This window comes from Nocardioides ochotonae, from assembly GCF_011420305.2.
Classification (GTDB): Bacteria; Actinomycetota; Actinomycetes; order Propionibacteriales; family Nocardioidaceae; genus Nocardioides; species Nocardioides ochotonae.
The window spans coordinates 367,965-390,227 of record NZ_CP061769.1; the positions used below are offsets into that span (position 1 = coordinate 367,965).

22 protein-coding genes are annotated in these 22,263 nt (G+C 73.4%); 19 read left to right on the plus strand and 3 right to left on the minus strand.

Features of this window, described 5'->3' with window-relative positions:
* The first annotated feature begins 36 nt into the window (after window positions 1-36).
* The 3 genes from HBO46_RS01820 to HBO46_RS01830 all read left to right on the plus strand — a co-directional run bounded on the left by HBO46_RS01820 (window position 37) and on the right by HBO46_RS01830 (window position 4,797).
* Entirely contained in the window at window positions 37-1,077 is a 1,041-nt protein-coding gene (locus HBO46_RS01820; protein ID WP_224769325.1) for a phosphatase PAP2 family protein, read from the plus strand.
* Window positions 1,078-1,381: 304 nt separating this feature from the next.
* On the plus strand, window positions 1,382-2,689 hold the full coding sequence (locus tag HBO46_RS01825; RefSeq protein ID WP_191480190.1) for a C40 family peptidase: 1,308 nt from the start codon (window positions 1,382-1,384) through the stop codon (window positions 2,687-2,689).
* A 62-nt stretch (window positions 2,690-2,751) separates the two neighbouring features.
* Window positions 2,752-4,797, plus strand: coding sequence for an acyl-CoA dehydrogenase family protein (locus tag HBO46_RS01830; protein WP_166137524.1), 2,046 nt, complete (start codon window positions 2,752-2,754; stop codon window positions 4,795-4,797).
* Window positions 4,798-4,860: 63 nt separating this feature from the next.
* Here HBO46_RS01830 and HBO46_RS01835 read toward each other — a convergent pair whose 3' ends face one another.
* Window positions 4,861-5,355 (minus strand): inorganic diphosphatase, encoded by a 495-nt coding sequence (locus HBO46_RS01835; RefSeq protein ID WP_166137521.1) that lies wholly within the window; start codon window positions 5,353-5,355, stop codon window positions 4,861-4,863.
* 161 nt (window positions 5,356-5,516) lie between these two features.
* Between HBO46_RS01835 and dacB the strand changes: the two genes are divergently transcribed.
* From dacB to tilS, 3 genes are read left to right on the plus strand one after another with little or no spacing between them, the layout of a single operon-like run.
* Complete coding sequence (dacB, locus tag HBO46_RS01840; protein ID WP_166137518.1) at window positions 5,517-7,010, plus strand: D-alanyl-D-alanine carboxypeptidase/D-alanyl-D-alanine endopeptidase; 1,494 nt, start codon at window positions 5,517-5,519, stop codon at window positions 7,008-7,010.
* A gap of 34 nt (window positions 7,011-7,044) precedes the next feature.
* Window positions 7,045-8,088 carry a zinc-dependent metalloprotease gene (locus HBO46_RS01845; RefSeq protein WP_224769326.1) on the plus strand — a complete coding sequence of 348 codons (1,044 nt, stop codon included), beginning with the start codon at window positions 7,045-7,047 and terminating at the stop codon, window positions 8,086-8,088.
* A gap of 4 nt (window positions 8,089-8,092) precedes the next feature.
* Window positions 8,093-9,121 (plus strand): tRNA lysidine(34) synthetase TilS, encoded by a 1,029-nt coding sequence (gene tilS, locus HBO46_RS01850; RefSeq protein ID WP_166137515.1) that lies wholly within the window; start codon window positions 8,093-8,095, stop codon window positions 9,119-9,121.
* Here tilS and HBO46_RS01855 read toward each other — a convergent pair.
* Window positions 9,112-9,948, minus strand: coding sequence for an LppM family (lipo)protein (locus HBO46_RS01855; protein ID WP_166137512.1), 837 nt, complete (start codon window positions 9,946-9,948; stop codon window positions 9,112-9,114). The two genes, tilS and HBO46_RS01855, sit on opposite strands and share 10 nt — an antisense overlap.
* A 229-nt stretch (window positions 9,949-10,177) precedes the next feature.
* Here HBO46_RS01855 and HBO46_RS01860 point away from each other — a divergent pair, with 229 nt between their 5' ends.
* The 10 genes from HBO46_RS01860 (at window position 10,178) to HBO46_RS01905 (ending at window position 18,699) form a co-directional block, all read left to right on the plus strand.
* A complete protein-coding gene (locus HBO46_RS01860) occupies window positions 10,178-11,026 on the plus strand; it encodes a carboxypeptidase-like regulatory domain-containing protein (RefSeq protein WP_166137510.1) in 849 nt (282 codons plus the stop codon).
* A 75-nt stretch (window positions 11,027-11,101) separates the two neighbouring features.
* A complete protein-coding gene (gene hpt, locus HBO46_RS01865; protein WP_166137507.1) occupies window positions 11,102-11,653 on the plus strand; it encodes a hypoxanthine phosphoribosyltransferase in 552 nt (183 codons plus the stop codon).
* 112 nt (window positions 11,654-11,765) lie between these two features.
* The gene (gene ftsH, locus HBO46_RS01870) at window positions 11,766-13,850 is read left to right on the plus strand and encodes an ATP-dependent zinc metalloprotease FtsH (RefSeq protein ID WP_166137504.1); all 2,085 of its coding nucleotides are present in this window, start codon (window positions 11,766-11,768) and stop codon (window positions 13,848-13,850) included.
* A gap of 8 nt (window positions 13,851-13,858) precedes the next feature.
* Window positions 13,859-14,467, plus strand: coding sequence for a GTP cyclohydrolase I FolE (folE, locus tag HBO46_RS01875; RefSeq protein ID WP_263457783.1), 609 nt, complete (start codon window positions 13,859-13,861; stop codon window positions 14,465-14,467).
* A gap of 91 nt (window positions 14,468-14,558) precedes the next feature.
* On the plus strand, window positions 14,559-15,386 hold the full coding sequence (gene folP, locus HBO46_RS01880; protein ID WP_166137852.1) for a dihydropteroate synthase: 828 nt from the start codon (window positions 14,559-14,561) through the stop codon (window positions 15,384-15,386).
* Window positions 15,383-15,799, plus strand: coding sequence for a dihydroneopterin aldolase (gene folB, locus HBO46_RS01885; protein ID WP_166137498.1), 417 nt, complete (start codon window positions 15,383-15,385; stop codon window positions 15,797-15,799). The genes folP and folB overlap by 4 nt, the downstream gene beginning before the upstream one ends.
* Window positions 15,796-16,365, plus strand: coding sequence for a 2-amino-4-hydroxy-6-hydroxymethyldihydropteridine diphosphokinase (gene folK / locus HBO46_RS01890; RefSeq protein ID WP_166137495.1), 570 nt, complete (start codon window positions 15,796-15,798; stop codon window positions 16,363-16,365). Before folB ends, folK begins: the two co-directional genes overlap by 4 nt.
* Before the next feature lie 15 nt (window positions 16,366-16,380).
* On the plus strand, window positions 16,381-16,890 hold the full coding sequence (locus HBO46_RS01895) for a DUF3180 domain-containing protein (protein ID WP_166137492.1): 510 nt from the start codon (window positions 16,381-16,383) through the stop codon (window positions 16,888-16,890).
* Between the two features lie 10 nt (window positions 16,891-16,900).
* Entirely contained in the window at window positions 16,901-17,506 is a 606-nt protein-coding gene (locus HBO46_RS01900; protein WP_166137489.1) for a hypothetical protein, read from the plus strand.
* A 101-nt stretch (window positions 17,507-17,607) separates the two neighbouring features.
* Window positions 17,608-18,699, plus strand: coding sequence for a GNAT family N-acetyltransferase (locus HBO46_RS01905; RefSeq protein ID WP_166137486.1), 1,092 nt, complete (start codon window positions 17,608-17,610; stop codon window positions 18,697-18,699).
* Window positions 18,700-18,782: 83 nt separating this feature from the next.
* On the opposite strand, the gene HBO46_RS01910 is transcribed toward HBO46_RS01905, so the two are convergent.
* A complete protein-coding gene (locus HBO46_RS01910; protein WP_224769327.1) occupies window positions 18,783-19,790 on the minus strand; it encodes an ABC transporter ATP-binding protein in 1,008 nt (335 codons plus the stop codon).
* A gap of 3 nt (window positions 19,791-19,793) precedes the next feature.
* On the opposite strand from HBO46_RS01910, the gene HBO46_RS01915 reads away from it, so the two are divergent.
* The 3 genes from HBO46_RS01915 to HBO46_RS01925 are packed head-to-tail and all read left to right on the plus strand — an operon-like array spanning window position 19,794 to window position 22,240.
* Window positions 19,794-20,519 (plus strand): ABC transporter permease, encoded by a 726-nt coding sequence (locus tag HBO46_RS01915; protein WP_224769328.1) that lies wholly within the window; start codon window positions 19,794-19,796, stop codon window positions 20,517-20,519.
* Window positions 20,516-21,271: an ABC transporter permease gene (locus tag HBO46_RS01920; protein WP_224769329.1), complete on the plus strand. Its 756-nt coding sequence runs from the start codon at window positions 20,516-20,518 to the stop codon at window positions 21,269-21,271. The genes HBO46_RS01915 and HBO46_RS01920 overlap by 4 nt, the downstream gene beginning before the upstream one ends.
* Before the next feature lie 18 nt (window positions 21,272-21,289).
* Window positions 21,290-22,240, plus strand: coding sequence for an ABC transporter substrate-binding protein (locus tag HBO46_RS01925; protein ID WP_166137483.1), 951 nt, complete (start codon window positions 21,290-21,292; stop codon window positions 22,238-22,240).
* The last annotated feature ends 23 nt before the right edge of the window (window positions 22,241-22,263 follow it).

Consider the following 22,263-nt stretch of genomic DNA (forward strand, 5'->3'; position numbering starts at 1 on the left):
GCCGGCGGCGAGGGTTCCGTCTCCTAGACTGCGGGCGTGTATCGCCGCTCCTATGTCCTGCTCGTCGTGCTGGCCGTGTTCATGGGTGCCTGGGCGGTGATCACCGCGGTGGCTCTGGACCGCCGCCTGATCGACCCGGAGGGCAGCTTCCTCGGGCCCTCGTGGCTGCGGCTGCCGCTCCTGCTCGGCGGCGCGGTGCTGCTCGACCTCGTCCCGCGCACGATCTGGCTGTCCAAGGGCAGGCCCCGCGAGATGCCGGGGATCCTGCGCGAGCGCTGGCGCACCCACTGGAATCGGGAGCGCTTCACCCTGGTCGCCGTCGGCGTCGTGTGCTTCTACGTGATCTACGTCTGCTACCGCAACCTGAAGTCGTTCCTGCCCGACGTGAACCCGGCGATGTACGACCGCGAGCTGCACATGCTCGACCGGGTGCTGTTCTTCGGCCACGAGCCGGGCCCGATCTTCCACGAGGTGTTCGGCACCTTCTTCGTGGCGCACTTCCTGTCCACGATCTACCTGTGGTTCATCCCGCTGGTCGCGATCCTGGTGACCGTGTGGCTGGTGTGGTCGCGCAACATCTCGTTCGGATGGTGGTTCGTCACCTCGCAGGGGATCATCTGGACCCTCGGGACGGTCTCCTACTACCTGCTGCCCACCATCGGGCCGGGGCTGGAGTACCCGTTCCTCTACACGGACCTGACCCACACCGGCACCACCGACCTGATGAACTCGCTGGTCAACGCGCGCCAGGGAGTCCGCTGGGGCACCGGCGAGGCGCAGACCGTGGCCGGCTTCGCCAGCCTGCACACCGGGGTCACGCTGCTGTGGGCGCTGATGATCCAGTACACGGTGCGCAACAAGGCGCTGCGCATCATCGCCTGGGCGAACTTCGCGGTCACCGTGGTGGCGACCATCTACTTCGGCTGGCACTACGTCGCCGACGTCGCCGGCGGCATCCTGATCGCGCTGATCGCCTTCTGGCTGGGCGGCATCGCCACCGGCCAGAAGTTCGAGCGCGGCGGGCTGCGCGCGCACCCGACGACCACGACCTCCGCGGTCCCCGTCGGCCGCCACTGAGCCTCGCTGCGACCTCACCGGACCCCCGGTCGGCCCCGTCCCCCGCGACGCCCGACCGGGGGTCCGCTGCATTTCCGCCGTCGCCGTTCTGCAGTCCGCGGCGAATGACAATCATGTAATTCGTCAAGCCGACACGCCGCCTGCCTCTGATGATTCTGGGGAAGTTGTGGCCTTTGTGACGAAAGTTCACTAGCGTGACTGCCAGACGCCCCGGACGGCGAGGAAGGCGCCCGGGGTGTCGTGTCGTCAGGACCCCGGCGAGAGGCAGCGTGTGCGCACCAGGAACCCCCAGCGGTTGCCCCACGTGGCCCGCGGGAACCCCCGGGCCCTCTCGGTCTCGCTCGTCGCGACCGGGCTCGCCGGCGCGCTCGCGCTGGGCGGTCTCGGGGGCGGCGCGATCGCGTCCGCCGACGAGGACGTCCCCTCGCGCACCCAGGTGGCCGAGGCCGAGGACGCCGTGCTGGACCGGGCCGGCGACCTCGCCGCGACCCGTGCCCGGCTGGCCGTGGCCGACGAGCGGCTCCGGATGGCCGCCCAGTCCGCAGCGCAGGCGGCCGAGGCCTACAACGGCGCCCGGTGGGCGGCCGCCGAGGCGCGCCGCGAGCTGCGCGCCTCGCAGCGCTCCGCCGCCCGCGCCGGCGAGCTCAGCGAGCGCCAGCGCCGGGTGTACGCCGACGCGATGGTCGCCAGCTATCAGCTGGCGCCCGAGCTGAGCGCCCTCGCGGCGCTCACCGAGTCCGACGGCATCGCCGCGGTGCTGGAGACCACCACCGTCGTCGGCAACGCCCAGGAGGCGCTCGACCAACGCGCCCAGGCCTATCGCGCGGCATCGACCGTCGCCGAGGTCAGCGCCGGGCAGGCGGCGCAGGCCGAGGACCGGGCCCGCGAGAGCGCCGAGCAGGCGCGGGCGGCACGCGACGCGGCCGCCGGCGCCGCCCGCGCGGCCGCCGAGGAGGCCGCCGCGGTCGCTGCGGAGAAGAGCGCCCTGGTGGCCGACCTGGCCCGCCTCGAGGGGATCAGCGTCGCGCTCGCCGAGCGCCGCCAGTCCGCCCTCGAGCGCCGCGCCGCCGAGACGGCCGCCGCGGCCGCCGAGGCCGAGTCCGCTGCCGCAGCCCAGCAGGCCACCCAGCCCGCCCCCTCCGCCCCGCTGGACCCGGACCCCGCGCCGGTCGCCCAGCCGGCCCAGCCCAGCCAGCCCGCCCCGCCGGCACCGCCCGCTCCCGCGCCCACCCCGGCGCCGCCGGTGGCATCGGGGGCCGCGGCCGCCGTGGCGTTCGCCCGCGCCCAGCTCGGGGAGCCGTACCGCTGGGCCGCCGCCGGCCCCGACGCGTGGGACTGCTCCGGTCTCACCTCCGGCGCCTGGGCGGCCGGCGGGAAGTCGCTGCCGCACTACTCGGTCGCGCAGTACGAGCAGTCCACCCCGATCGGGGCCGGTGACCTGCGCGCCGGCGACCTGGTCTTCTGGGGCTCCACCTCGAGCCCGTCCTCGATCTTCCACGTCGCGCTCTACGTCGGCGACGGGCGCATCGTGCACGCCCCGCGCACCGGCCGCCCGGTGACCGAGGAGTCGATGTACTACTGGACCCCGCCCACCTTCCACGCGCGGCCCTGACCCCGCCGAGGCACCTGTCCGGACCACGTCTGGGCTTGGTGACCCGCGGGTAACGTGGGGCCATGTCCGCCGACACCGTGCACCCCTCCGCCGTGTCCCCGCCCGCCGTCCCTGACGTCCCTGCCGTCCCCACCGGGCCCGGCCCGAGTGCCGTCCCCGGGGAGACGGGCACCGATGCCCGGCGCAGCCCCGCCGTCGACGTCGGCGCGCTGACCGCGCTGCTCGACGGGCGCTACGCCGAGGTCCGCGACCTGGTGCGCGCCAACCTCGACACCTGGTCGGGCGTCCTGGAGGACGCCGAGACGATGGACCACCACGCGTTCCGCGAGCGGGTCAAGGACATCGTGCTGGAGCTGGCCGCGACCGGCCAGACCGGCATGGGCTTCCCCGAGGAGTACGGCGGGGGCGGCGACATCGGCGCCTCGGTGGCCGCCTTCGAGACCCTCGCGTACGGCGACCTCTCGGTGCTGGTGAAGGTCGGGGTGCAGTTCGGCCTCTTCGGCGGCGCGATCCTCCAGCTCGGCACCCGGGAGCACCACGACCGCTACCTCGCCGACCTGGTGCGCGGCGACCTGCTCGGCTGCTTCGCGATGACCGAGACCGGGCACGGCTCCAACGTCCAGGCGCTCGGCACCCGCGCGACGTACGACCCTGCGACGCAGGAGTTCGTGATCACCACGCCCGACGACGGCGCGCGCAAGGACTACATCGGCAACGCCGCGCGTCATGCCCGGGTGGCCGTCGTCTTCGCCCAGCTCGAGGTCGGCGGGAGCAGCGAGGGCGTGCACGCCTTCGTGGTGCCGCTGCGCGACGAGCAGGGCGCCTGCCTGCCCGGCATCCGCATCGAGGACGACGGGCTCAAGATGGGTCTCAACGGCGTCGACAACGGCCGGATCTGGTTCGACGACGTGCGCGTCTCGCGCGAGGCGCTGCTGAACCGGTTCGCCGACGTGACCCCGGACGGGGTCTACGAGAGCGCGATCGAGAGCCCCGGGCGGCGCTTCTTCACGATGCTCGGCACCCTGGTCCAGGGCCGCGTCTGCGTCGGCGGCGCCGGCATCAACGCCGCCAAGGTCGCGCTCACGATCGCGATCAAGTACGGGCTGCGGCGCCGGCAGTTCGAGGCGAGCAGCGACGCGCCCGAGGAGCTGCTGCTCGACTACGGGCTGCACCAGCGCCGGCTGTTCCCGCTCCTGGCGCGCACCTACGCGATGCACTTCGCCCAGGAGGTCGTCGCCGGGCAGCTGCACGACGTCACCTCCGGCCTGGTCACCGACGAGCACGCGAAGCGCGAGCTCGAGGCACGCGCCGCCGGGACCAAGGCGCTCGGCACCTGGCACGCCACCCGCACCATCCAGGAGTGCCGCGAGGCCTGCGGCGGGGCGGGCTACCTCGCGGTCAACCGGTTCGCCGCGCTCAAGGCCGACACCGACGTCTTCACCACCTTCGAGGGCGACAACCACGTGCTGCTCCAGCTGGTCGCCAAGGGCCTGCTGACCGACTACGCCAGCGAGTTCGAGGACATGGACCAGCTCGGCCTGGTGCGCTTCGTCGCCGGCCTCGCGGTCGAGACGGTCGTGGAGAGGACTCGGGTGCACCAGCTGCTCGAGCGGATCAAGGACGTGCTGCCCGGCGGCGACGACTGGGATCAGGAGGCGGGGATCCTCGACTCCGACTACCAGCTGGCGATGTTCCGCTTCCGCGAGGAGCACATGATCAGCGGAGCCGCGCGCCGGCTCAAGCGCGGCATGGACGACGGCATGGCACCGGGCGAGGTCTTCTCCCGGGTCCAGGACCACGTGATCGGCGCGGCCCACGCCCACGTGGAGCGGCTGGTCCTCGAGGCCTTCGTCGCGAAGGTGCGCGCGATGCCCGAGGGCGAGGAGAAGGTCGCGATGGCGCTGCTGTGCGACCTGCACGCGCTGAGCGCGCTGGAGGCCGACCGGGCCTGGTTCCTGGAGCACGGCCGGCTCTCGGTCGCCCGCTCCAAGGCGATCACCCGGGAGATCGGCAGCCTGTGCCGCCGGGTGCGCCCGCTGGCCGAGGACCTCGTCGACGCCTTCGCGATCCCGCCGGCGATGCTGCGCAGCCCCGACCTCGTGGGCTGAGCCAGACGCAACGAGCGCCAGGGCCCCGCGGGGCACTGGCGCTCGTCGTTCGACTGTCGGGGCTCAGTGGCCGCCGGTCTCCTTCGCACGCTCGAAGGAGGCGAGGACCTCGGCCTCGGCCTCGGCGCGGCCGACCCACTCGGCGCCCTCGACGGACTTGCCGGGCTCGAGGTCCTTGTAGACCTCGAAGAAGTGCTGGATCTCCAGGCGGTCGAAGCGCGAGACGTGGCTGATGTCGCGCAGGTGCTCCAGGCGCGGGTCGGTCGCCGGGACGCACAGGACCTTGTCGTCGCCGCCGGCCTCGTCGGTCATGCGGAACATGCCGATCGCGCGGCAGCGGATCAGGCAGCCGGGGAAGGTCGGCTGCTGGAGCAGCACGAGCGCGTCCAGCGGGTCGCCGTCCTGGCCGAGGGTCTCCTCGATGTAGCCGTAGTCGGCGGGGTACTGCGTCGACGTGAAGAGCGTCCGGTCCAGGCGCAGCCGGCCGGACTCGTGGTCCACCTCGTACTTGTTGCGCTCGCCCTTGGGGATCTCCACCAGCACGTCGAACTCGAGCACGTCATTCCTCCGCGTTTTGGGTCCGGGCCGACGGGCCCACTTGGTCGTGACCAGCCGTTGCTGGTCGGGGTGTTGCAGATCAGGGTGTCACCCCCGCCGGGGATGCACCGGGTCAGTCTCGCGCACAATGGCCGCAACACACACTTGATGGGAGTGACTGGGTGCCTCGACGTGACCGACGCCACGGCGGCGCGCCCGAACAGGGGCGGGCCACGACCTGGCTGGTGCTCCTCCTGGTCCTGGTGCTCGCGGCCGGCGGCGTGGCCACCTACCGCTTCCAGGCGGCCGACGGCCTGCTCGACGAGTGGCTCGGGCCGCGCGAGGCCGCCTCGCCCGCCGAGGTCGACCCGCCCGAGGGGCTCGAGCTCGCCCCGGTGGTGTCGCCGGCGCCCCTCGCCGACCCGATCGACACCGCGGACACCGGTCGCCTCGACCTCCGCGCCGTACGCCGTGCCCTCGAGCCGGGGCTGCGCGACGACGACCTCGGCCCGCACGTCCTGGCCGCCGTCGCTCCGCTGCGCGGCGGTGCCCCGGTCGTCGTACGGCGGGGGAGCGCGACCGCGATCCCGGCCTCGACCACCAAGCTCCTGACCTCGCTGGCCGCGCTGGCGGTGCTCGACCCCGACACGGGCTTCGTCACCCGCGTGGTGCAGAAGCCGGGCAACGGCACCGGCCCGGCTCGGATCACCCTGGTCGGCGGCGGCGACCCGCTGCTCGCCTCGCGCCCGGTCGAGGAGGGGGAGACCCGCTGGCCGCCGCGTGCCGACGTGGTGACCCTGGCCCGGGAGACCGCTGCCGCGCTGGCCGCCGAGGGACGCACCGCGGTGCGCCTGTCCTACGACGACTTCCTGTTCACCGGCCCCCCGGCCAGCACCCGCTGGGAGCCGAGCTACCTGCCCGACGGGGTGGTCGCCCCGATCGGCGCGCTCTGGGTCGACGGCGGGCGGCCGCAGACCGGGTTCGGCCGGGTCGCAGACCCCGCGCGCACCGCCGCCGACGAGTTCGCCGCGGCGCTGCGCCGCGCGGGGGTGCGGGTGCTCGGCGAGCCGAAGCACCGCCGCGCCGGCGCCGACGCGACGCCGGTCGCCTCGGTCACCGGGCCGACCCTGCGCGAGCTGGTGGAGCACCTGGTGCTGGTCAGCGACAACGAGACGACCGAGGTGGTGCTGCACCACGTCGGGCTCGCGGTCGCCGGGACCGGCAGCTTCGAGGCCGGCACCAGGGCCGTGCTCCAGGTGCTCGAGGGCCTCGGGGTGCCCATCGCCGGGGCGCGGATCTTCGACGGCAGCGGGCTCTCGCGCGCCAACCGGCTGCGCCCGGAGACCCTGCTCGGGGTGCTGCGGGTGGCGGCCACGGACCCGCGCGAGGAGCTCTCCTCGCTGCTGTCCGGCCTGCCGGTGGCGGCGTTCTCGGGCTCGCTGACCGACCGCTTCGACACCGGGGCCCCCGAGGGGCGCGGGCGGGTGCGCGCCAAGACGGGCACGCTCACCAACGTCAGCAGCCTGGCCGGCACCGCCACCACCCTCGACGGCGTCCCCGTGGTGTTCGTGCTGATGGCCGACAAGGTGGCCGTGGACGACACCCTCGACGCCCGCGACGCGCTCGACGAGGCGGCTGCCGCGCTCGGCGCGTGCCGCTGCGCGAGCTCGCCGTGACCGACGAGTCGGTACCCACAGGTACGTTCAGGACATGACTCAGCAGCTCCCGCCCGCGCCCGAGATGATCGACTGGGGCTTCGCGGTCAAGGTCGGCTCCCGCATCGCCGGCGACGGCCCGCAGGTCAGCCGGGAGTCCGCCGCGGCCACGGTCGCGGAGTTGCGCGAGGGGGCGCGGCGCTCCACCGACCTGGTCCGGGAGTTCACCGGGCTCGACGCCCCCGACGACACCGCGCCGGTGCTGGTGGTCGACCGGCCCGGCTGGGTGCAGGCCAACGCCGACGGCTTCCGCACCGTCCTGGCGCCGATCATCGACCAGCTCAGTGCCAAGCGCCCGCCGTCCGGCCTGGCGCTCAGCGTCGGCTCCAAGGTGACCGGCGCCGAGGTCGGCTCGCTGCTCGGGTTCTTGTCCTCGCGCGTGCTCGGGCAGTTCGATCCCTTCCACGACCCGCACGGACGGCTGCTGCTCGTCGCGCCCAACATCGTCCACGTCGAGCAGGCCATCGACGCCGACCCGCGCGACTTCCGGCTCTGGGTCTGCCTGCACGAGGAGACCCACCGCGTGCAGTTCACCGCCGTGCCGTGGATGCGCGGGCACCTGTTCTCCGAGATCGGCGCGATCGCCGACACCATCGACTCCACCGAGCTGGTCGAGACCGGGCTCCAGCGCGTCGTCGAGGCGCTGCGCGGGGGCAACCGCGGCAGCCTGATGGACGTGCTCGGCTCGCCGGCCCAGCGCGAGATCGTGGACCGCGTCACCGGGGTGATGTCGCTGCTCGAGGGCCACGCCGACGTCGTGATGGACGGCGTCGGGCCGACCGTGATCCCGAGCGTCGCGCGGATCCGCGCCTCCTTCGACCAGCGGCGCCAGGGCGTCGGCACCCTCGACCGGCTGCTGCGCCGCCTGCTCGGCCTCGACGCCAAGATGGCGCAGTACCGCGACGGCGCGCGCTTCGTGCGCCACGTCGTCGACACCGCGGGCATGGAGCAGTTCAACGCCGTCTGGGAGGGCCCGGCCAACCTGCCCACCACCGCGGAGATCCACGACCCCGACGCCTGGCTGCGCCGGGTCCTCTGACGCGGTGGGCCTACACCCTGCCGTGGCCGCCGTACGCCGCGGCGTACGACGCGACCTCGCCGACCTGGACGCCGGCGCGACGGTCCTCGTGGCCTGCTCCGGCGGCCCGGACTCGATGGCGCTGCTCGCCGCAACGGTGTTCGAGGGCTACCGGGCCGGGCTGCGGGTCGCCGGGGCGAGCGTCGACCACGGCCTGCAAACCGGCTCCGCCGAGGTCACCGCGGGCGTGGTGCAGCAGATGGCGCGACTCGGCGCCGACGAGACGATCTCCGCGCGCGTGCAGGTCGAGGGCGCCGGGCTCGGCCCCGAGGCCGCCGCGCGCCGGGCGCGCTACGCGGTGCTCGATCAGATGGCCACCCACCTCGGCGCGGCCGCGGTCCTGCTCGGGCACACCCGCGACGACCAGGCCGAGACCGTGCTGCTGGGCCTGGCCCGCGGCTCGGGCGGGCGCTCGCTGGCCGGGATGCGCCGCCGCTTCGACCGCTACCGCCGCCCGCTGCTCGACGTCACCCGCGACGACACCGTGACCGCCTGCCAGGTCGAGGGGATCGAGGTGTGGCACGACCCGCACAACGACGACCCCGGCTACGCACGGGTGCGGGTGCGCCGCTCGGTGCTGCCGGTGCTCGAGGAGCACCTCGGCCCCGGCGTGGCCGCGACGCTGGCGCGCACGGCCGACCAGCTGCGCGTCGACATGGACCTGCTCGACGACCTCGCCGAGCAGGCCTACGCCGACCTCGTGCCCGGCCGGCCCGCCGAGGGGACGGCCGACGGGATGGCGGTGGCCGGCCTGGCCGCGCTGCCCGACGCCGTACGCCGCCGGGTGCTGCGGCTGGCCGCGCTCGCCGCCGGCTCACCGGCCTCGGAGCTCTTCCACGACCACGTGCTCGCCCTCGACGCGCTCGTCACCGGGTGGCGGGGGCAGAAGTGGGTCGACCTGCCGGGCCACGTGCGGGGGACGCGCTCGGCCGGGCTGCTGCGGGTGGCGGCCCACCGCCCGGGAGACGGACCGCCGGACGCCGCTCAGGCCTGAGACCGGCGGCGCGACCGCGCGAGCACCAGCCCGCCGACCAGCGCGAGCAGGACCGCTCCGCCCACCACCGCCGCGACCACGCCGGTGCTCGAGGAGTCCTCCGCGGGTTCCTGCGCCGCCGCCGGGCCGGTCTCGTCGGCGAGGGTCGCGGTCGCGGTCAGCTCGTTGCCCTCGGTCGCGGCGAGCTCCCAGGTCACGGTGTTCCCGTCGATCTCGCCGTTGGCCTCGACGATCGGCCCGGGCAGGGTGACGCTGACCCGCGCCTCCGGCGCACGCATCCCCAGCGCTGCGGGGTCCATCTCCTCGACCGGGCTCTCGCCGGCGGCGTCGCTCAGGTCGAGGACCATCGCCACCCGGTAGGTGTCGCCGTCGCGGGTGATCTCCAGGGTCTCCTCGCCGTCCCCGTCGGTGAACGCCTCGGTGAGGCCGGCCAGGGGCAGGTCGGTGAAGGAGACCTCGTCGCCGGCGAAGCCGTCCTCGGCGTACTCCGTGACGGTGACCTGCGCGCCCTGGGCCTTCAGCGACTCGACGGTCTCCGCGGAGAGCTCATCGGAGTCGGCCAGGCCCTCGAAGCCCGGGAAGCCCTCGGCGGGGTCGGTGGCCTCGCCGCCGGTCTCCCCGCCGGCGCCGCCCTCGGGGAAGGCGTCCTCCAGGTCGGCGAACACCGTGCTCAGCTCCTCGAGCACCTCGGTGTCGACGGCGGTCACGATCGTGCCCGACACGACATCGCCGGCGTCGACCGCGAGGTCGAGGTCGAGCCGGAAGCAGCCGGTGAGGGTGAGCAGCGCGGTGGCGGCAACCGCAGCGGTCGCGAGGGGGCGGTTCATGGGCTGTCCTTCGGTCGGTACACCGGCCGGCTGACCGAGCGGCGGGAGGGCTGGGACGAGGATGGCGCGAACGGGTGCGCGGGCGGGAGCGCGCACGCTGGCCCATCTGGACCAGGCGGCGCGCGGCCGGGTCATTCCGGGAGTTCTCCCTGCCCCGACCCCGCGGGCCGCCCTAGGCTCGGTCGGCCCGGGTCCCGGGCACCCGATCTCACGAAGGAACCTCCCCCTCATGGCCCTCCGCCCCCGCCGTTCCGGCGTGCTCGCACTCACCCTCACCGGGCTGCTCGCCGCCGGCCTCGGCCCCGTCACGGCCCAGGCCGTCGACGGCGGCGACGCACCCCGCTTCGCCGCACCCACCCTCAGCGCCGCCCAGCTGGCCGGCCAGCCCGACCCCGGCCGCGGCTGGATCTTCGGCACCGTCGTGGACCCCTCCGGCAACCCCGTCGAGAACGCCCGCGTCGAGGCCTACGACTACTGGGAGGAGGTCGACGGCGTGATGTCCAGCGGCCTGACGTACGGCGGGGACTTCGAGCTCTACCGGCTGCCCGGAGGCCCCGACGCGCTGTACATGCTCCGGGTCAGCACCGGCCCCGACTCCGCGCACCCGATCCGCACCACCTGGGTCGGCGTCGACGACGGCATCGAGCTCAAGCGGCGCGAGGTGCTCGAGCTCGACCCGATCACCGTGCGGTACCAGAAGGTCGCCTCCCGGACCACGGCGAAGGCCGTGCGCAGCACCCTCGGCAACCGCTCCCGGGCGGCTCTCACCGTGCGCGTCGCACCCGGCGCCGGCAGCACGCTCGTCCCCGCGGGGAAGGTGACCTACCTGGTGAAGGCGGGCGGGAAGACCGTGGACGCGGGCACGGCCACCCTGCGCAACGGCGCGGTCCGGGTGCGCACCGCCAAGCTCGCCGGTCCGGCCAAGGTCACCTGCACCAAGGCCCAGCGCAAGAAGAAGCGCTGCCCCGTGCAGCCGCAGAAGCGGGACTACTCGGTCCGGGTCTCCTACGCCGGATCGACCCAGTTCAAGGCCTCCTCGGCCGCCGTGGTGCGGTTCGCGGTCACCTTCCGCCGGTGAGCCGTCGCGGGGGCGGCCGCCCGCCCCCGCGCCCGCCGTCGGGACCACCCGGCCGGCGGGTCTAGGGTGTCGCCCATGGACGCAGCCCACGTCGAGCAGGACCTCGTCAACGTTCTCTTCACCGAGGCCCAGATCCAGGAGCGGATCGGTGAACTCGCCCGCGAGATCGAGCGGGACTACGAGGGGGAGGACCTCCTCATCGTCGGCATCCTGCGCGGTGCGGTGATGGTGATGGCCGACATGGCCCGCTCCTTCTCCCGCCACATCGAGATGGACTGGATGGCGGTGTCCTCCTACGGCTCCGGCACCAAGTCCAGCGGCGTGGTCCGCATCCTCAAGGACCTCGACACCGACATCTCGGGCCGTCACGTCATCGTCGTCGACGAGATCATCGACACCGGCCTGACCCTGTCCTGGCTCACCAGCAACCTCACCTCGCGCAACCCCGCGAGCGTCGAGATCTGCACGCTGCTGCGCAAGCCCGAGGCGCTGACGATGCCGGTCGACGTCAAGTACGTCGGCTGGGACATCCCCAACGAGTTCGTGGTCGGCTACGGCCTGGACTTCAAGGAGCGCTACCGCAACCTGCGCGACATCGGCACCCTGGCGCCGCACGTCTACTCCTGAGCGCCGGGCGCCGGCGGACGTCGGCCCGGGTGCGCCGGGTTCCTGAGAGAATCATGATTGTCGACGGGCTGTACCGTCGGCACTTCAGTCGTGCTCGAGTCGAGAGAAGTCAGTGAAGCGCATATTCAAGGGTCCCTGGGTCTGGATCGTCGTCGCAGTGGTCGGTGTGCTGCTCGCTTTGCAGTACCTCGCTCCCAATGCGGGTGGCGACGAGATCAGCACCTCGGAGATGACCGCCTACATCGAGGCGGGCCAGGTCAAGGAGATCACCTTCGTCGACGGTGACCAGGAGATCCGCGCGACCCTCGACGAGGGCGTGCGCGACGACGGCGACGAGGTGATGACGCACTGGCTCAACGGCACCCAGGCCGGCATCGCCGACGAGGTGCAGCGTCAGATCGACGCCGACGAGATCGAGGAGTACAACACCGAGGTCGCGGAGGCCAGCTTCCTCGGCTCGCTGCTGCTGACCTTCCTGCCGATCATCCTGATCGTCGTGGTGTTCTTCTGGCTGATCAACAGCATGCAGGGCGGCGGCGGCCGCGGCGTCATGCAGTTCGCCAAGTCCAAGGCCAAGCTCATCACCAAGGACATGCCGAAGACGACGTTCAGCGACGTCGCCGGCGCCGAGGAGGCCATCGAGGAGCTCGGCGAGATCAAGGAGTTCCTCCAGGAGCCCGCCAAGTTCCAGGCCGTGGGCGCCAAGATCCCCAAGGGCGTGCTGCTCTACGGCCCGCCCGGCACCGGCAAGACCCTGCTGGCCCGCGCCGTCGCCGGCGAGGCCGGCGTCCCCTTCTACTCGATCTCCGGCTCCGACTTCGTCGAGATGTTCGTCGGCGTCGGCGCCTCGCGCGTCCGCGACCTGTTCGAGCAGGCCAAGGAGAACGCCCCGGCGATCGTCTTCATCGACGAGATCGACGCCGTCGGCCGCCACCGCGGCGCCGGCATGGGCGGCGGTCACGACGAGCGCGAGCAGACCCTCAACCAGCTGCTGGTCGAGATGGACGGCTTCGACGTCCGCGGCGGGGTCATCCTCATCGCCGCGACCAACCGTCCCGACGTGCTCGACCCCGCGCTGCTGCGGCCGGGCCGCTTCGACCGCCAGATCCAGGTCGACGCCCCCGACCTGTCCGGGCGCCACCAGATCCTCCAGGTCCACTCGCGCGGCAAGCCGATGGCCCCCGACATCGACCTGCGCTCCGTCGCGCGCCGTACGCCCGGTTTCACCGGCGCCGACCTGGCCAACGTGCTGAACGAGGCCGCGCTGCTCACCGCGCGCACCAACCAGAAGCTGATCACCAACGCCGCCCTGGACGAGGCGATCGACCGCGTCATCGCCGGCCCGCAGCGCCGGACCCGGCTGATGAGCGAGAACGAGAAGCTCATCACCGCCTATCACGAGGGCGGCCACGCCCTGGTCGCCGCGGCGCTGCCGGGCACCGACCCGGTGCACAAGATCACGATCCTCCCGCGCGGTCGTGCCCTCGGCTACACGATGGTGCTGCCCGACGAGGACAAGTACTCCCAGACCCGTGCGGAGATGCTCGACAAGCTGGCCTACATGCTCGGTGGCCGCGCCGCGGAGGAGATGGTCTTCCACGACCCGACCACCGGCGCCGGCAACGACATCGAGAAGGCCACCAACCTGGCCCGCGCGATGGTCACCCAGTACGGCATGACCGAGCGCCTCGGCGCGATCAAGCTGGGCGAGACGCAGGGCGAGCCGTTCCTGGGCCGCGACATGGGCCACGCGCGCAACTACTCCGAGGACGTCGCCGCGATCGTCGACGACGAGACCAAGAAGCTGCTGGCCGCGGCGCACCAGGAGGCCTTCGACATCCTCGAGGAGAACCGCGACGTGCTCGACCAGCTCGTCCTGGAGCTCCTGGACAAGGAGACCCTCGACAAGGCCGAGGTGGCCCGCATCTTCGAGCCGCTGCGCCGGCGCCCCGTGCGCCCCGCATGGACCGGGTCGCCCACGCGACGCCCCTCGGACCGTCCCGCGGTCGAGATCCCGGCCGAGATCCGCGCCCGCGCCCACAACGGCGGACGCGTCGAGGAGAACGGCTCCTCGGTCGTGGTGACCCCGCCCGGTCCCGGCGGCGACGTGCACGGCGACCCCGGTCTCGGTGGCGGTGGCAGCACGCCCACCCCGCCCTCGTCCGGTTCATCCTCGACCCCTCCGGGTGCGGTGTGACGGACCCGGTGAGCCTTCCCGACCGCGCTCCCGGTGAGCTCCCCGCCTACGACCACCCGCGCGCCGAGGCGGCCGTCCGCGAGCTGCTGTACGCCATCGGCGAGGACCCCGAGCGCGAGGGCCTGCGGGAGACGCCCGCGCGGGTGGCCCGCGCCTACGCCGAGCTGACGGCCGGCCTGCGGATGACCCCCGAGGAGGTGCTGACCACCACCTTCGACCTCGGCCACGAGGAGATGGTGCTGGTCCGTGACATCGAGCTGTGGTCGATGTGCGAGCACCATCTCGTCCCGTTCACCGGGGTGGCCCACGTCGGCTACATCCCCGCGGAGACCGGCAAGATCACCGGGCTGTCCAAGCTGGCCCGCCTCGTCGACGTCTACGCCAAGCGCCCGCAGGTGCAGGAGCGCCTCACCAGCCAGGTCGCGGACGCGCTGATGCGGATCCTCGAGGCGCGCGGCGTGATCGTCGTGATCGAGGCCGAGCACCTGTGCATGACCATGCGCGGCGTGCGCAAGGCCGGCGCCCGCACGATCACCTCCGCGGTGCGGGGGACGATGCTCACCGAGCCGGCGACGCGCAGCGAGGCGATGGCGCTCATCAGCAGCCCGCGCCGCTGACCCGTGGTGCCGGCGCCGTCCGCGGCCCGGTAGCGTCAAGGCCGTGTCGACGCTGCCCCCCGAGCTCCGGGACCTCACCCGTCCCGCGGTGATGGGCATCGTCAACGTCACCCCTGACTCCTTCTCCGACGGCGGCCGCTACGTCGAGCCGGAGGCGGCCGTGGCGCACGGCCGCCGGTTGCTCGCCGAGGGCGCCGACCTGCTCGACATCGGCGGTGAGTCCACCCGGCCGGGCTCGACCCGGCCGCTGGTCTCCGAGGAGCTCTCCCGCGTCGTACCCGTGATCTCCGAGCTGGCGGCCGCGGGTGCGGTGGTCTCGGTCGACACCATGCGCGCCGAGGTCGCCGCGGCCGCGATCGAGGCCGGCGCGGTCGTCGTCAACGACGTCTCCGGCGGCCTGGCGGACCCCGAGATCCTCGACGTGGTCGCCGCGACCGGGGCGACGTACGTCGCGATGCACTGGCGCGCGCACTCCCACCACATGAACGACTTCGCCCGCTACGACGGCCCCGGCGGGGTCGTCGCGGCGGTGCGCGAGGAGCTCTCGCAGCGCGTCGAGGCGATGCGCGCCGCCGGTGTGCGCGACGAGCAGGTCGTGCTGGACCCCGGGCTGGGCTTCGCCAAGATCGGCGAGCACAACTGGGAGCTGCTGCGCGACCTGTCCTGGCTGCGCGACCTGGGCTTCCCGGTGCTCGTCGGCGCCAGCCGCAAGACCTTCCTGGGCCGGCTGCTCGCCGATCCTGACGGGGAGCCGAGACCGGTGGGGGAGCGCGAGTACGCCAACGTCGCGATCACCCTGCACTGCGCGCGCGAGCAGGTCTGGTGCGTGCGGGTGCACGAGGTCCGGGCCAGTCGCGACGCCCTCGCCGCCCACCAGATGCTCACCACCCCGCCGTACCACCGAGAGGACCCGTCGTGACCCCCGGAACACTCCGGACACCCGCTGCCAGCCCCCCGGGCGACCCTGACGAGCTGGCCGTCCTCGGCATCGAGTGCCTCGGCCACCACGGCGTCTTCGACTTCGAGCGGCGCGAGGGACAGACCTTCGTCATCGACCTCGTGCTCGGCATCGACACCCGCCCGGCCGCCGGCTCGGACGACTTGCACGACACCGTCGACTACGGAAGTCTCGTGGCCGCGGTGAGGACCGCCGTGGAGAACGATCCGGTCGACCTGATCGAAACCCTGGCCCAGCGCATCGCCGATGTCTGCCTCTTGGACCTGCGTGTTCAATGGGCGCGGGTCACGGTCCACAAGCCCAACGCACCCATCGAGGGAACGTTCACCGACGTAACCCTCACGATCACCCGTAGACGCGAGGCCGACAAGTGACTGAGACTCCCAACCCGCACATCATCGACGCCGACACCCTCACCGGTGAGATGCGTCCGATCCGTCGCGCCGTCCTGGCGCTGGGATCCAACCTCGGCGAGCGGATGGCGAGCCTGCAGGGCGCGATCAACGCGATCGCCGACACCCCCGACGTGTGGGTCACCGCCGTCTCGCCGGTCTACGAGACCGAGCCCGTGGACTGCCCGCCGGAGGCGAAGCCGTTCCTCAACGCCATCCTGCTCATCGACACCACGCTCGCCGCGACGCGCCTCATGGACCGCGCGCTGGCGATCGAGGACGCCTTCGAGCGCGAGCGCGGCGAGACCCCGAACGCCCCGCGCACCCTCGACGTCGACCTGATCGCCGTCGGCGACCGACGCAGCAACGAGGACTTCCTGCGCCTGCCGCACCCGCGTGCCGCCGAGCGCGCGTTCGTGCTCAAGCCGTGGTTCGACCTCGAGCCCGACGCCGAGCTGCCCGGCAAGGGCCCGATCTCCGAGCTCCTCGCCAAGGTCGGTGTCGACGGCCTGGTGCGGCGCGACGACCTCGAGCTCGTCGTCGAGTGACCGGCGCGCACCGACGTGCGTGACCAGCCGCCGCTCCCGCCCGACGAGGACCCCCCGGGGCCCCCGGGCGGCGGCCGGGTCCGCCCGGCCTCGCCGGCCGTCCTGACGACCTGCGCGGTCGTCGGCCTGATCGGCGGCTGGCTGCTGCACCCGCTCGTGGAGTCGGTGCGCGGCTACGCACCCGTGGTCACGTGGGTGCAGCCCGCGGCGTTCCTCGTCGTGGCGCTGATCCTCGGCCTCGCCGCCTGGTTCACCTGGCGTGCGGTGCAGGTGCGCCACGAGCGGCTGGACCCGCGACGTGCCCTCAACCGCCTCGCGCTCGCCCGCGCCTGCTCCTACGTCGGCGCGCTGCTCGCCGGCGGCTACGGCGGGTACGCCGTCAGCTGGCTGGGGGTCGACAGCGACCTCGCGCGCGCCCGGATCCTGTGGTCCGGACTGTCCGTCCTGGCCGGTGTGGCGATCATCGTGTGCGGGCTGCTCCTCGAACGTGCGTGTCGCGTCCGTTCCGACGACGAAGACGCCTAACCTGATCCCCATGGCTTCCGCAACCGCATCACGAGTGACCCGTCGACGTCAGCGCAGCACCCGTCTGACGGTCGCGGTCTCGCTCCTCGTGATCGCCGCGGTCGCCGTGATCGGAGCCGTGCTGAGCGGTTCGTGGCTGCTGGTCTGCCTCGCCGCCCCGCTGGGCGTGCTGCTGGGCGCCGCGGCCACCAAGATCACCCACTCCGAGCTGCTCCAGTCGCGCCGCGACGCCGCGCGGGACCGTGCCGAGCAGGCCCAGGCCTACCGGCGCCTCACCGAGGAGCGCACGGCCGAGCACGCGGCGTACGTCGAGGAGATGCAGAGCCGGATCGCGGAGCGTGAGGAGACCCTGGTCGTCCTGCAGGAGGAGCTCGGCGCCACCCAGAAGCGGGCCGCCGACGTCACCCGCAAGATGAACGCCGAGGCCCGGCGCGGCGACGTCGCCGAGCACGAGCGCGACCGCATCACGGCCCGTCTCGACGACGCCGAGTCGCGTGCCGCCGACGCCATCGTGCGGATGGTCGAGCTGGAGCAGGAGGTCCTCGTCCTGCGCGCCGAGCTCGAGACGGTCACCGCCGCCTGGCGCGAGGCCGAGCTGGTCCGCAAGCGCGCCTGACACCTCGATCCCCGGCGCGACGCGCCGGCGGATCCCGCCCGCCCGGGTGACCTCCTTCACGGTCCCACCGGGTGTACCCCTGGGCCGGTCGGGCAGAATCAATGACTGTGATTCCCCAGGACTCCCGGTTCGAGAGTGATCCCGACCAGCTCGTGGCGGAGGCTCCCAGCCTCCCCGACGGGTGGCAGATCGCGAGCCCGGACCCCGGAGACCGCTTCGACATCGCCCGGCTGACCCACCTGCTGCGTGCCCACGAGAGCCACGGGCGCGGCTGGGCGGGCTCGGGTGTCGACGACGTGCTGGTCGAGGTCTCCGAGCAGGGACTGCGCACCCGCGAGAACGTCGTCGTCCGCGACGAGGCCGGCGAGATCCGGGCCTGGGGCAGCGTCCACGACCGCGCCGGTGGCCGGATGCTCTACGTCCACATCGTCGAGCGCGACCTGCCTGAGCGGGTCGCCCAGGCCTGCTCCGACGTCCTCGTCGAGTGGGCGGTCGGCCAGGCCAAGGCCGTCGGCGCCGCACGCGGGCTGGAGCTCCAGCAGATCGACACCGGCGCCTTCGCCGACGACGAGCGCCAGCACAAGTGGCTCGCCGACGCCGGCTTCGAGCAGGTCCGCACCTGGTGGCAGATGAGCCGCCCCGTGGGCCCGGAGGAGGCCGCCCAGGTGCCGGACATCGAGTTGTGGGAGGACCGCGGCGTCCGCTTCCGGCAGGTACGTCGCGCCGCGGACGGGATGCCCGACGAGGACGACCTGCGTGCCGTGCACGACGTGCTCGAGGAGGCGTTCCTCGACCACTTCAACTCCCGCGAGGAGACGTTCGACGAGTTCATCCACCGGCTGCGCGAGGACCCCGGTCACCGCTGGGACCACTGGTGGCTCGCCGAGCTCGTCGACGGCAGCACGCCCGAGCCGGTCGGCGCGCTGATCGGCACCGTCTCGGAGAGCACCGAGGGCCCCGACGGCTCCTACGTCTCCTACATCGGCGTGCGCGCCTCGGCCCGCGGTCGCGGCGTGGCCAAGGGCCTGCTCAACACGATCATCGCGGACGCCGCCTCGCGCGGCCGCAACCGCGTGGGCCTCGAGGTCGACGCCGACTCCTCCACCGGCGCCGAGAAGCTCTACACCTCCCTCGGCTGGGAGACCCGCTACATCACCGAGTCCTGGCACCGGGACGTCGTCGTACCCGACTGAGCCTCGCCCCTCCGGGGGGCACCACCCGGGGCGCGGCCGGGGGCGGTTCTGCGCAACCCCGGGCCACCGGTCGCCGAGGAGCGTCAGGCCGTCCGCAGGCTGGCGCGCAGCGTGCGGTGCACGCCGGCGGGGGTGAGTACGCCGAGGAATCTGACCCCATCGCGGACGCCGACCATCGGCCGGTCGTCGCGCAGCATGGCGGCGAGCGCCTCCTCCAGCGTCGCGCCGACGTCGATGGCGCCGCCGAGGTCGCCGGCGCGCACCCCGTCGAGCGGCTCGAGCAGGGCCGGGTCGACGGTGGTCACCCGCAGCCGGCGCAGGCCGCTGGTGGAGCCCACGAAGTCGGCGACGAAGTCGTCGGCCGGCCGGGCGAGGAGGTCCGCGGGGGTGGCGTACTGCGCCAGCCGGCCACCGGCGGCGAGGACCGCGACCCGGTCGCCGAGGCGTACCGCCTCGTCGATGTCATGGGTGACCAGCAGCACCGTCTTGCCCAGCTCGCGCTGGAGGCGCAGGAACTCGTCCTGCAGGCGCAGGCGTACGACGGGGTCGACGGCGCCGAACGGCTCGTCCATCAGCAGCACCGGAGGGTCGGCGGCGAGGGCGCGGGCGACCCCCACCCGCTGCCGCTGACCGCCCGACAGCTGGTGGGGGTAGCGCCCGCCGTGGGCCGCGGGGTCGAGCCCGACCAGCTCCAGCAGCTCCCGGGCCCGCTCGCGGTTGCGCCGGGCGCCCCGACCGGCCCGGCCGAGGAGCCGCGGCACCGTCATCACGTTGGCCTCGACGGTGCGGTGCGGGAACAGCCCGACCTGCTGGATGACGTAGCCGATGCTGCGGCGCAGCGCCACCGGGTCGCCGTGCGTGACGTCGCGGCCGTCGACCTCGATGGTGCCCCGGGTCGGCTCGATCAGCCGGTTGACCATCTTCAGCGTCGTCGACTTGCCGCACCCGGAGGGGCCGACCAGGCAGGCCAGCTCGCCCGCGCGGACCTCGAGGTCGAGGTCCTGCACGGCGCGGGTGCCGTCGTCGTAGGTCTTCGCGACACCCCTCAGCCGGATCATCGCCGGGGCGTCCGGAGTGCCGGTAGCGTCCATGCGGTGACCCTACTGTCGCCCGGAGCGCCCGTGCAGCAGGCCAGCGGGCCGACCTGCTACAGCCAGCTGCGCAACGACTGGTTCTGCTGGGACTACGTCACCGACCGCCGCGAGGAGCTCATCGACGCGACCACCCAGCACGTGACCATCACCCTGGCCGCGCTGCTGCTGGCGGTCGCCGTCGCGCTGCCGCTGGGGCTGATCGCCCGCCGCTACCCGCGCCTGGAGTCGGCGGTGCTGGGGGTCAGCACCGGGATCTACACGATCCCCTCGCTCGCGCTCTTCCCGCTGTTCCTGCCGTTCACCGGGCTGTCCGCGGCCACCGTGATCCTCGGGCTGGCGCTCTACGCGCTGACCATCCTGGTCCGGGCGGTGCTCGACGGCCTGCGCGCGGTGCCGGAGGACGTGCGCGAGGCGGCGCGCGGGCTGGGCCACGGCCCCACCCGGCTGCTGCTCGGGGTCGAGCTGCCGCTGGCACTGCCGGTGCTGATGGCCGGGCTGCGGGTCGCCGCGGTCTCCACGGTGGCGCTGACCACGGTCGGCACGCTGGTGTCCTACGGCGGCCTCGGCAACCTGATCTCCCACGGCGTCGCGCGCGACTTCCGCGCCGAGCTCCTGACCGCGTCCGTGCTGTGCGTGCTGCTCGCGCTGCTCCTCGACGCCCTGATCGTCGGCGCCCAACGGCTGCTGACGCCCTGGAGCAGGGAGACCAGGGGAGCGCGCCCGTGAGGATCCTCGCCGACACCTGGGCCTACCTCAGCGACCCCGCCAGCTGGACCGGCAGCGGCGGGATGCTGGCGCTCCTCCTCGAGCAGCTGCTGCTCAGCGTGACCGCGCTGGCCCTCGCGGCGCTGATCGGACTGCCGGTCGCGCTCGCGCTGGGCCACCTGGGCCGGGGTGGCTTCCTCGCCATCAACGTGTCCAACATCGGCCGGGCGGTGCCGACCTTCGCCCTGCTGGCGCTGCTGGTGACCGCCGACTGGCCCGGCACCGCCTCCCTGGGCCCCTACGGCCGCGCCGGGCTGGCGACCCTGATCGCGCTGACCCTGTTCGCGCTCCCACCGATCATCACCAACGCCTACGTCGCGGTCCGTGAGGTGCCCGGCGACGTCGTCGAGGCCGCACGCGGGATGGGGATGACCGGCTGGCAGCTGTTCGCCCGCGCCGAGCTGCCGCTGGCGCTGCCGCTGGTGCTCTCGGGCCTGCGCCTCGCGCTGGTCCAGGTCTGGGCGACCGCCACGATCGCCGCCCTGGTCGCCGGTCCCGGGCTGGGCCGGGTGATCACCGACGGCTTCGCGGCCAACGACTACGGCAAGGGCATCGCCGGGGCGGTGGTGGTGGCCATCGTCGCGCTCGGCCTGGAGGTGTTCGCGGCGCTGGTGCAGCGGCTCGCGACGCCGCACCGGCGCGCGGTGAGGCGGGGGACAGCGTCGGCGCACGCCCCTAGGGTGGAGTCCCCGGCCGGGGAGCCCGGTCGCTGACCGCACGAAGGTGGACCCATGCACGTACGCCGCTCCCTGCTGTCGCTCGCCGCTGTCGGCGCCCTCGCCCTCTCCGCCGGCTGCGCCGGTGACGACCTCGCCGAGGACGACGAGCCCTCGACCTCCGCCTCGGCCCAGGCCGGGGGCGAGGTCACCATCGGCACCCAGAACTTCGACGAGGCGGTCCTGGTCGCCGCGATGTACGAGCAGGTCCTCGACGACGCCGGCTACGACGTCACCGTCAAGGAGGTCGGGCGCCGCGACATCTACGTCAACCAGATGCCCGACCAGGTCGACGTCGCCCCGGAGTACGTCGGCGGCATCGCCGACTTCATGAACACCACCGTCAACGGCGCCGAGGCCGAGCCGATCACGACCAGCGACACCACCGAGACGGTGGAGGCGGTCACCCCGCTCCTCGAGGACAAGGGCCTGGTACTGCTCGAGCCGTCCCCGGCCACCTCCCAGAACGCCTACTTCGTGACCCAGGAGTTCGCCGACAGCGAGGGCGTCACCGCGCTGTCCGACCTCGAGGGCCGCTCGGTGGTGCTGGCCGCGGCCGAGGACTGCCCCGGCCGGCCCGACTGCGAGGCCGGGCTGGTCGACACCTACGGCATCGACGTCACCGAGGTGCTGCCGCTGGGCTTCGCCTCGCCGCAGACCTTCAAGGCGGTGCTCGACGGCGAGGCCGACCTGGGCCAGACCGGCACCCTCGACGGCACGCTCGACGACCAGGGCCTGGTGCTCCTCGAGGACGACGAGTCCATCCAGCCCGCGCAGAACCTCGTGCCGCTCATCAGCCAGGAGTTCCTCGAGCAGCACCCGGACGTCGAGGAGCGCCTCGACGAGCTGATGGCCGCCCTCGACAACGAGACGCTCGGCGATCTGATCGCCCGGGTCACCGTCGACCGGGAGCAGGCCGACGACGTCGCCGAGGAGTGGCTGCAGGAGCAGGGCCTGGTCTCCTGACCGGGCACCGCGGCGCGGCGGCT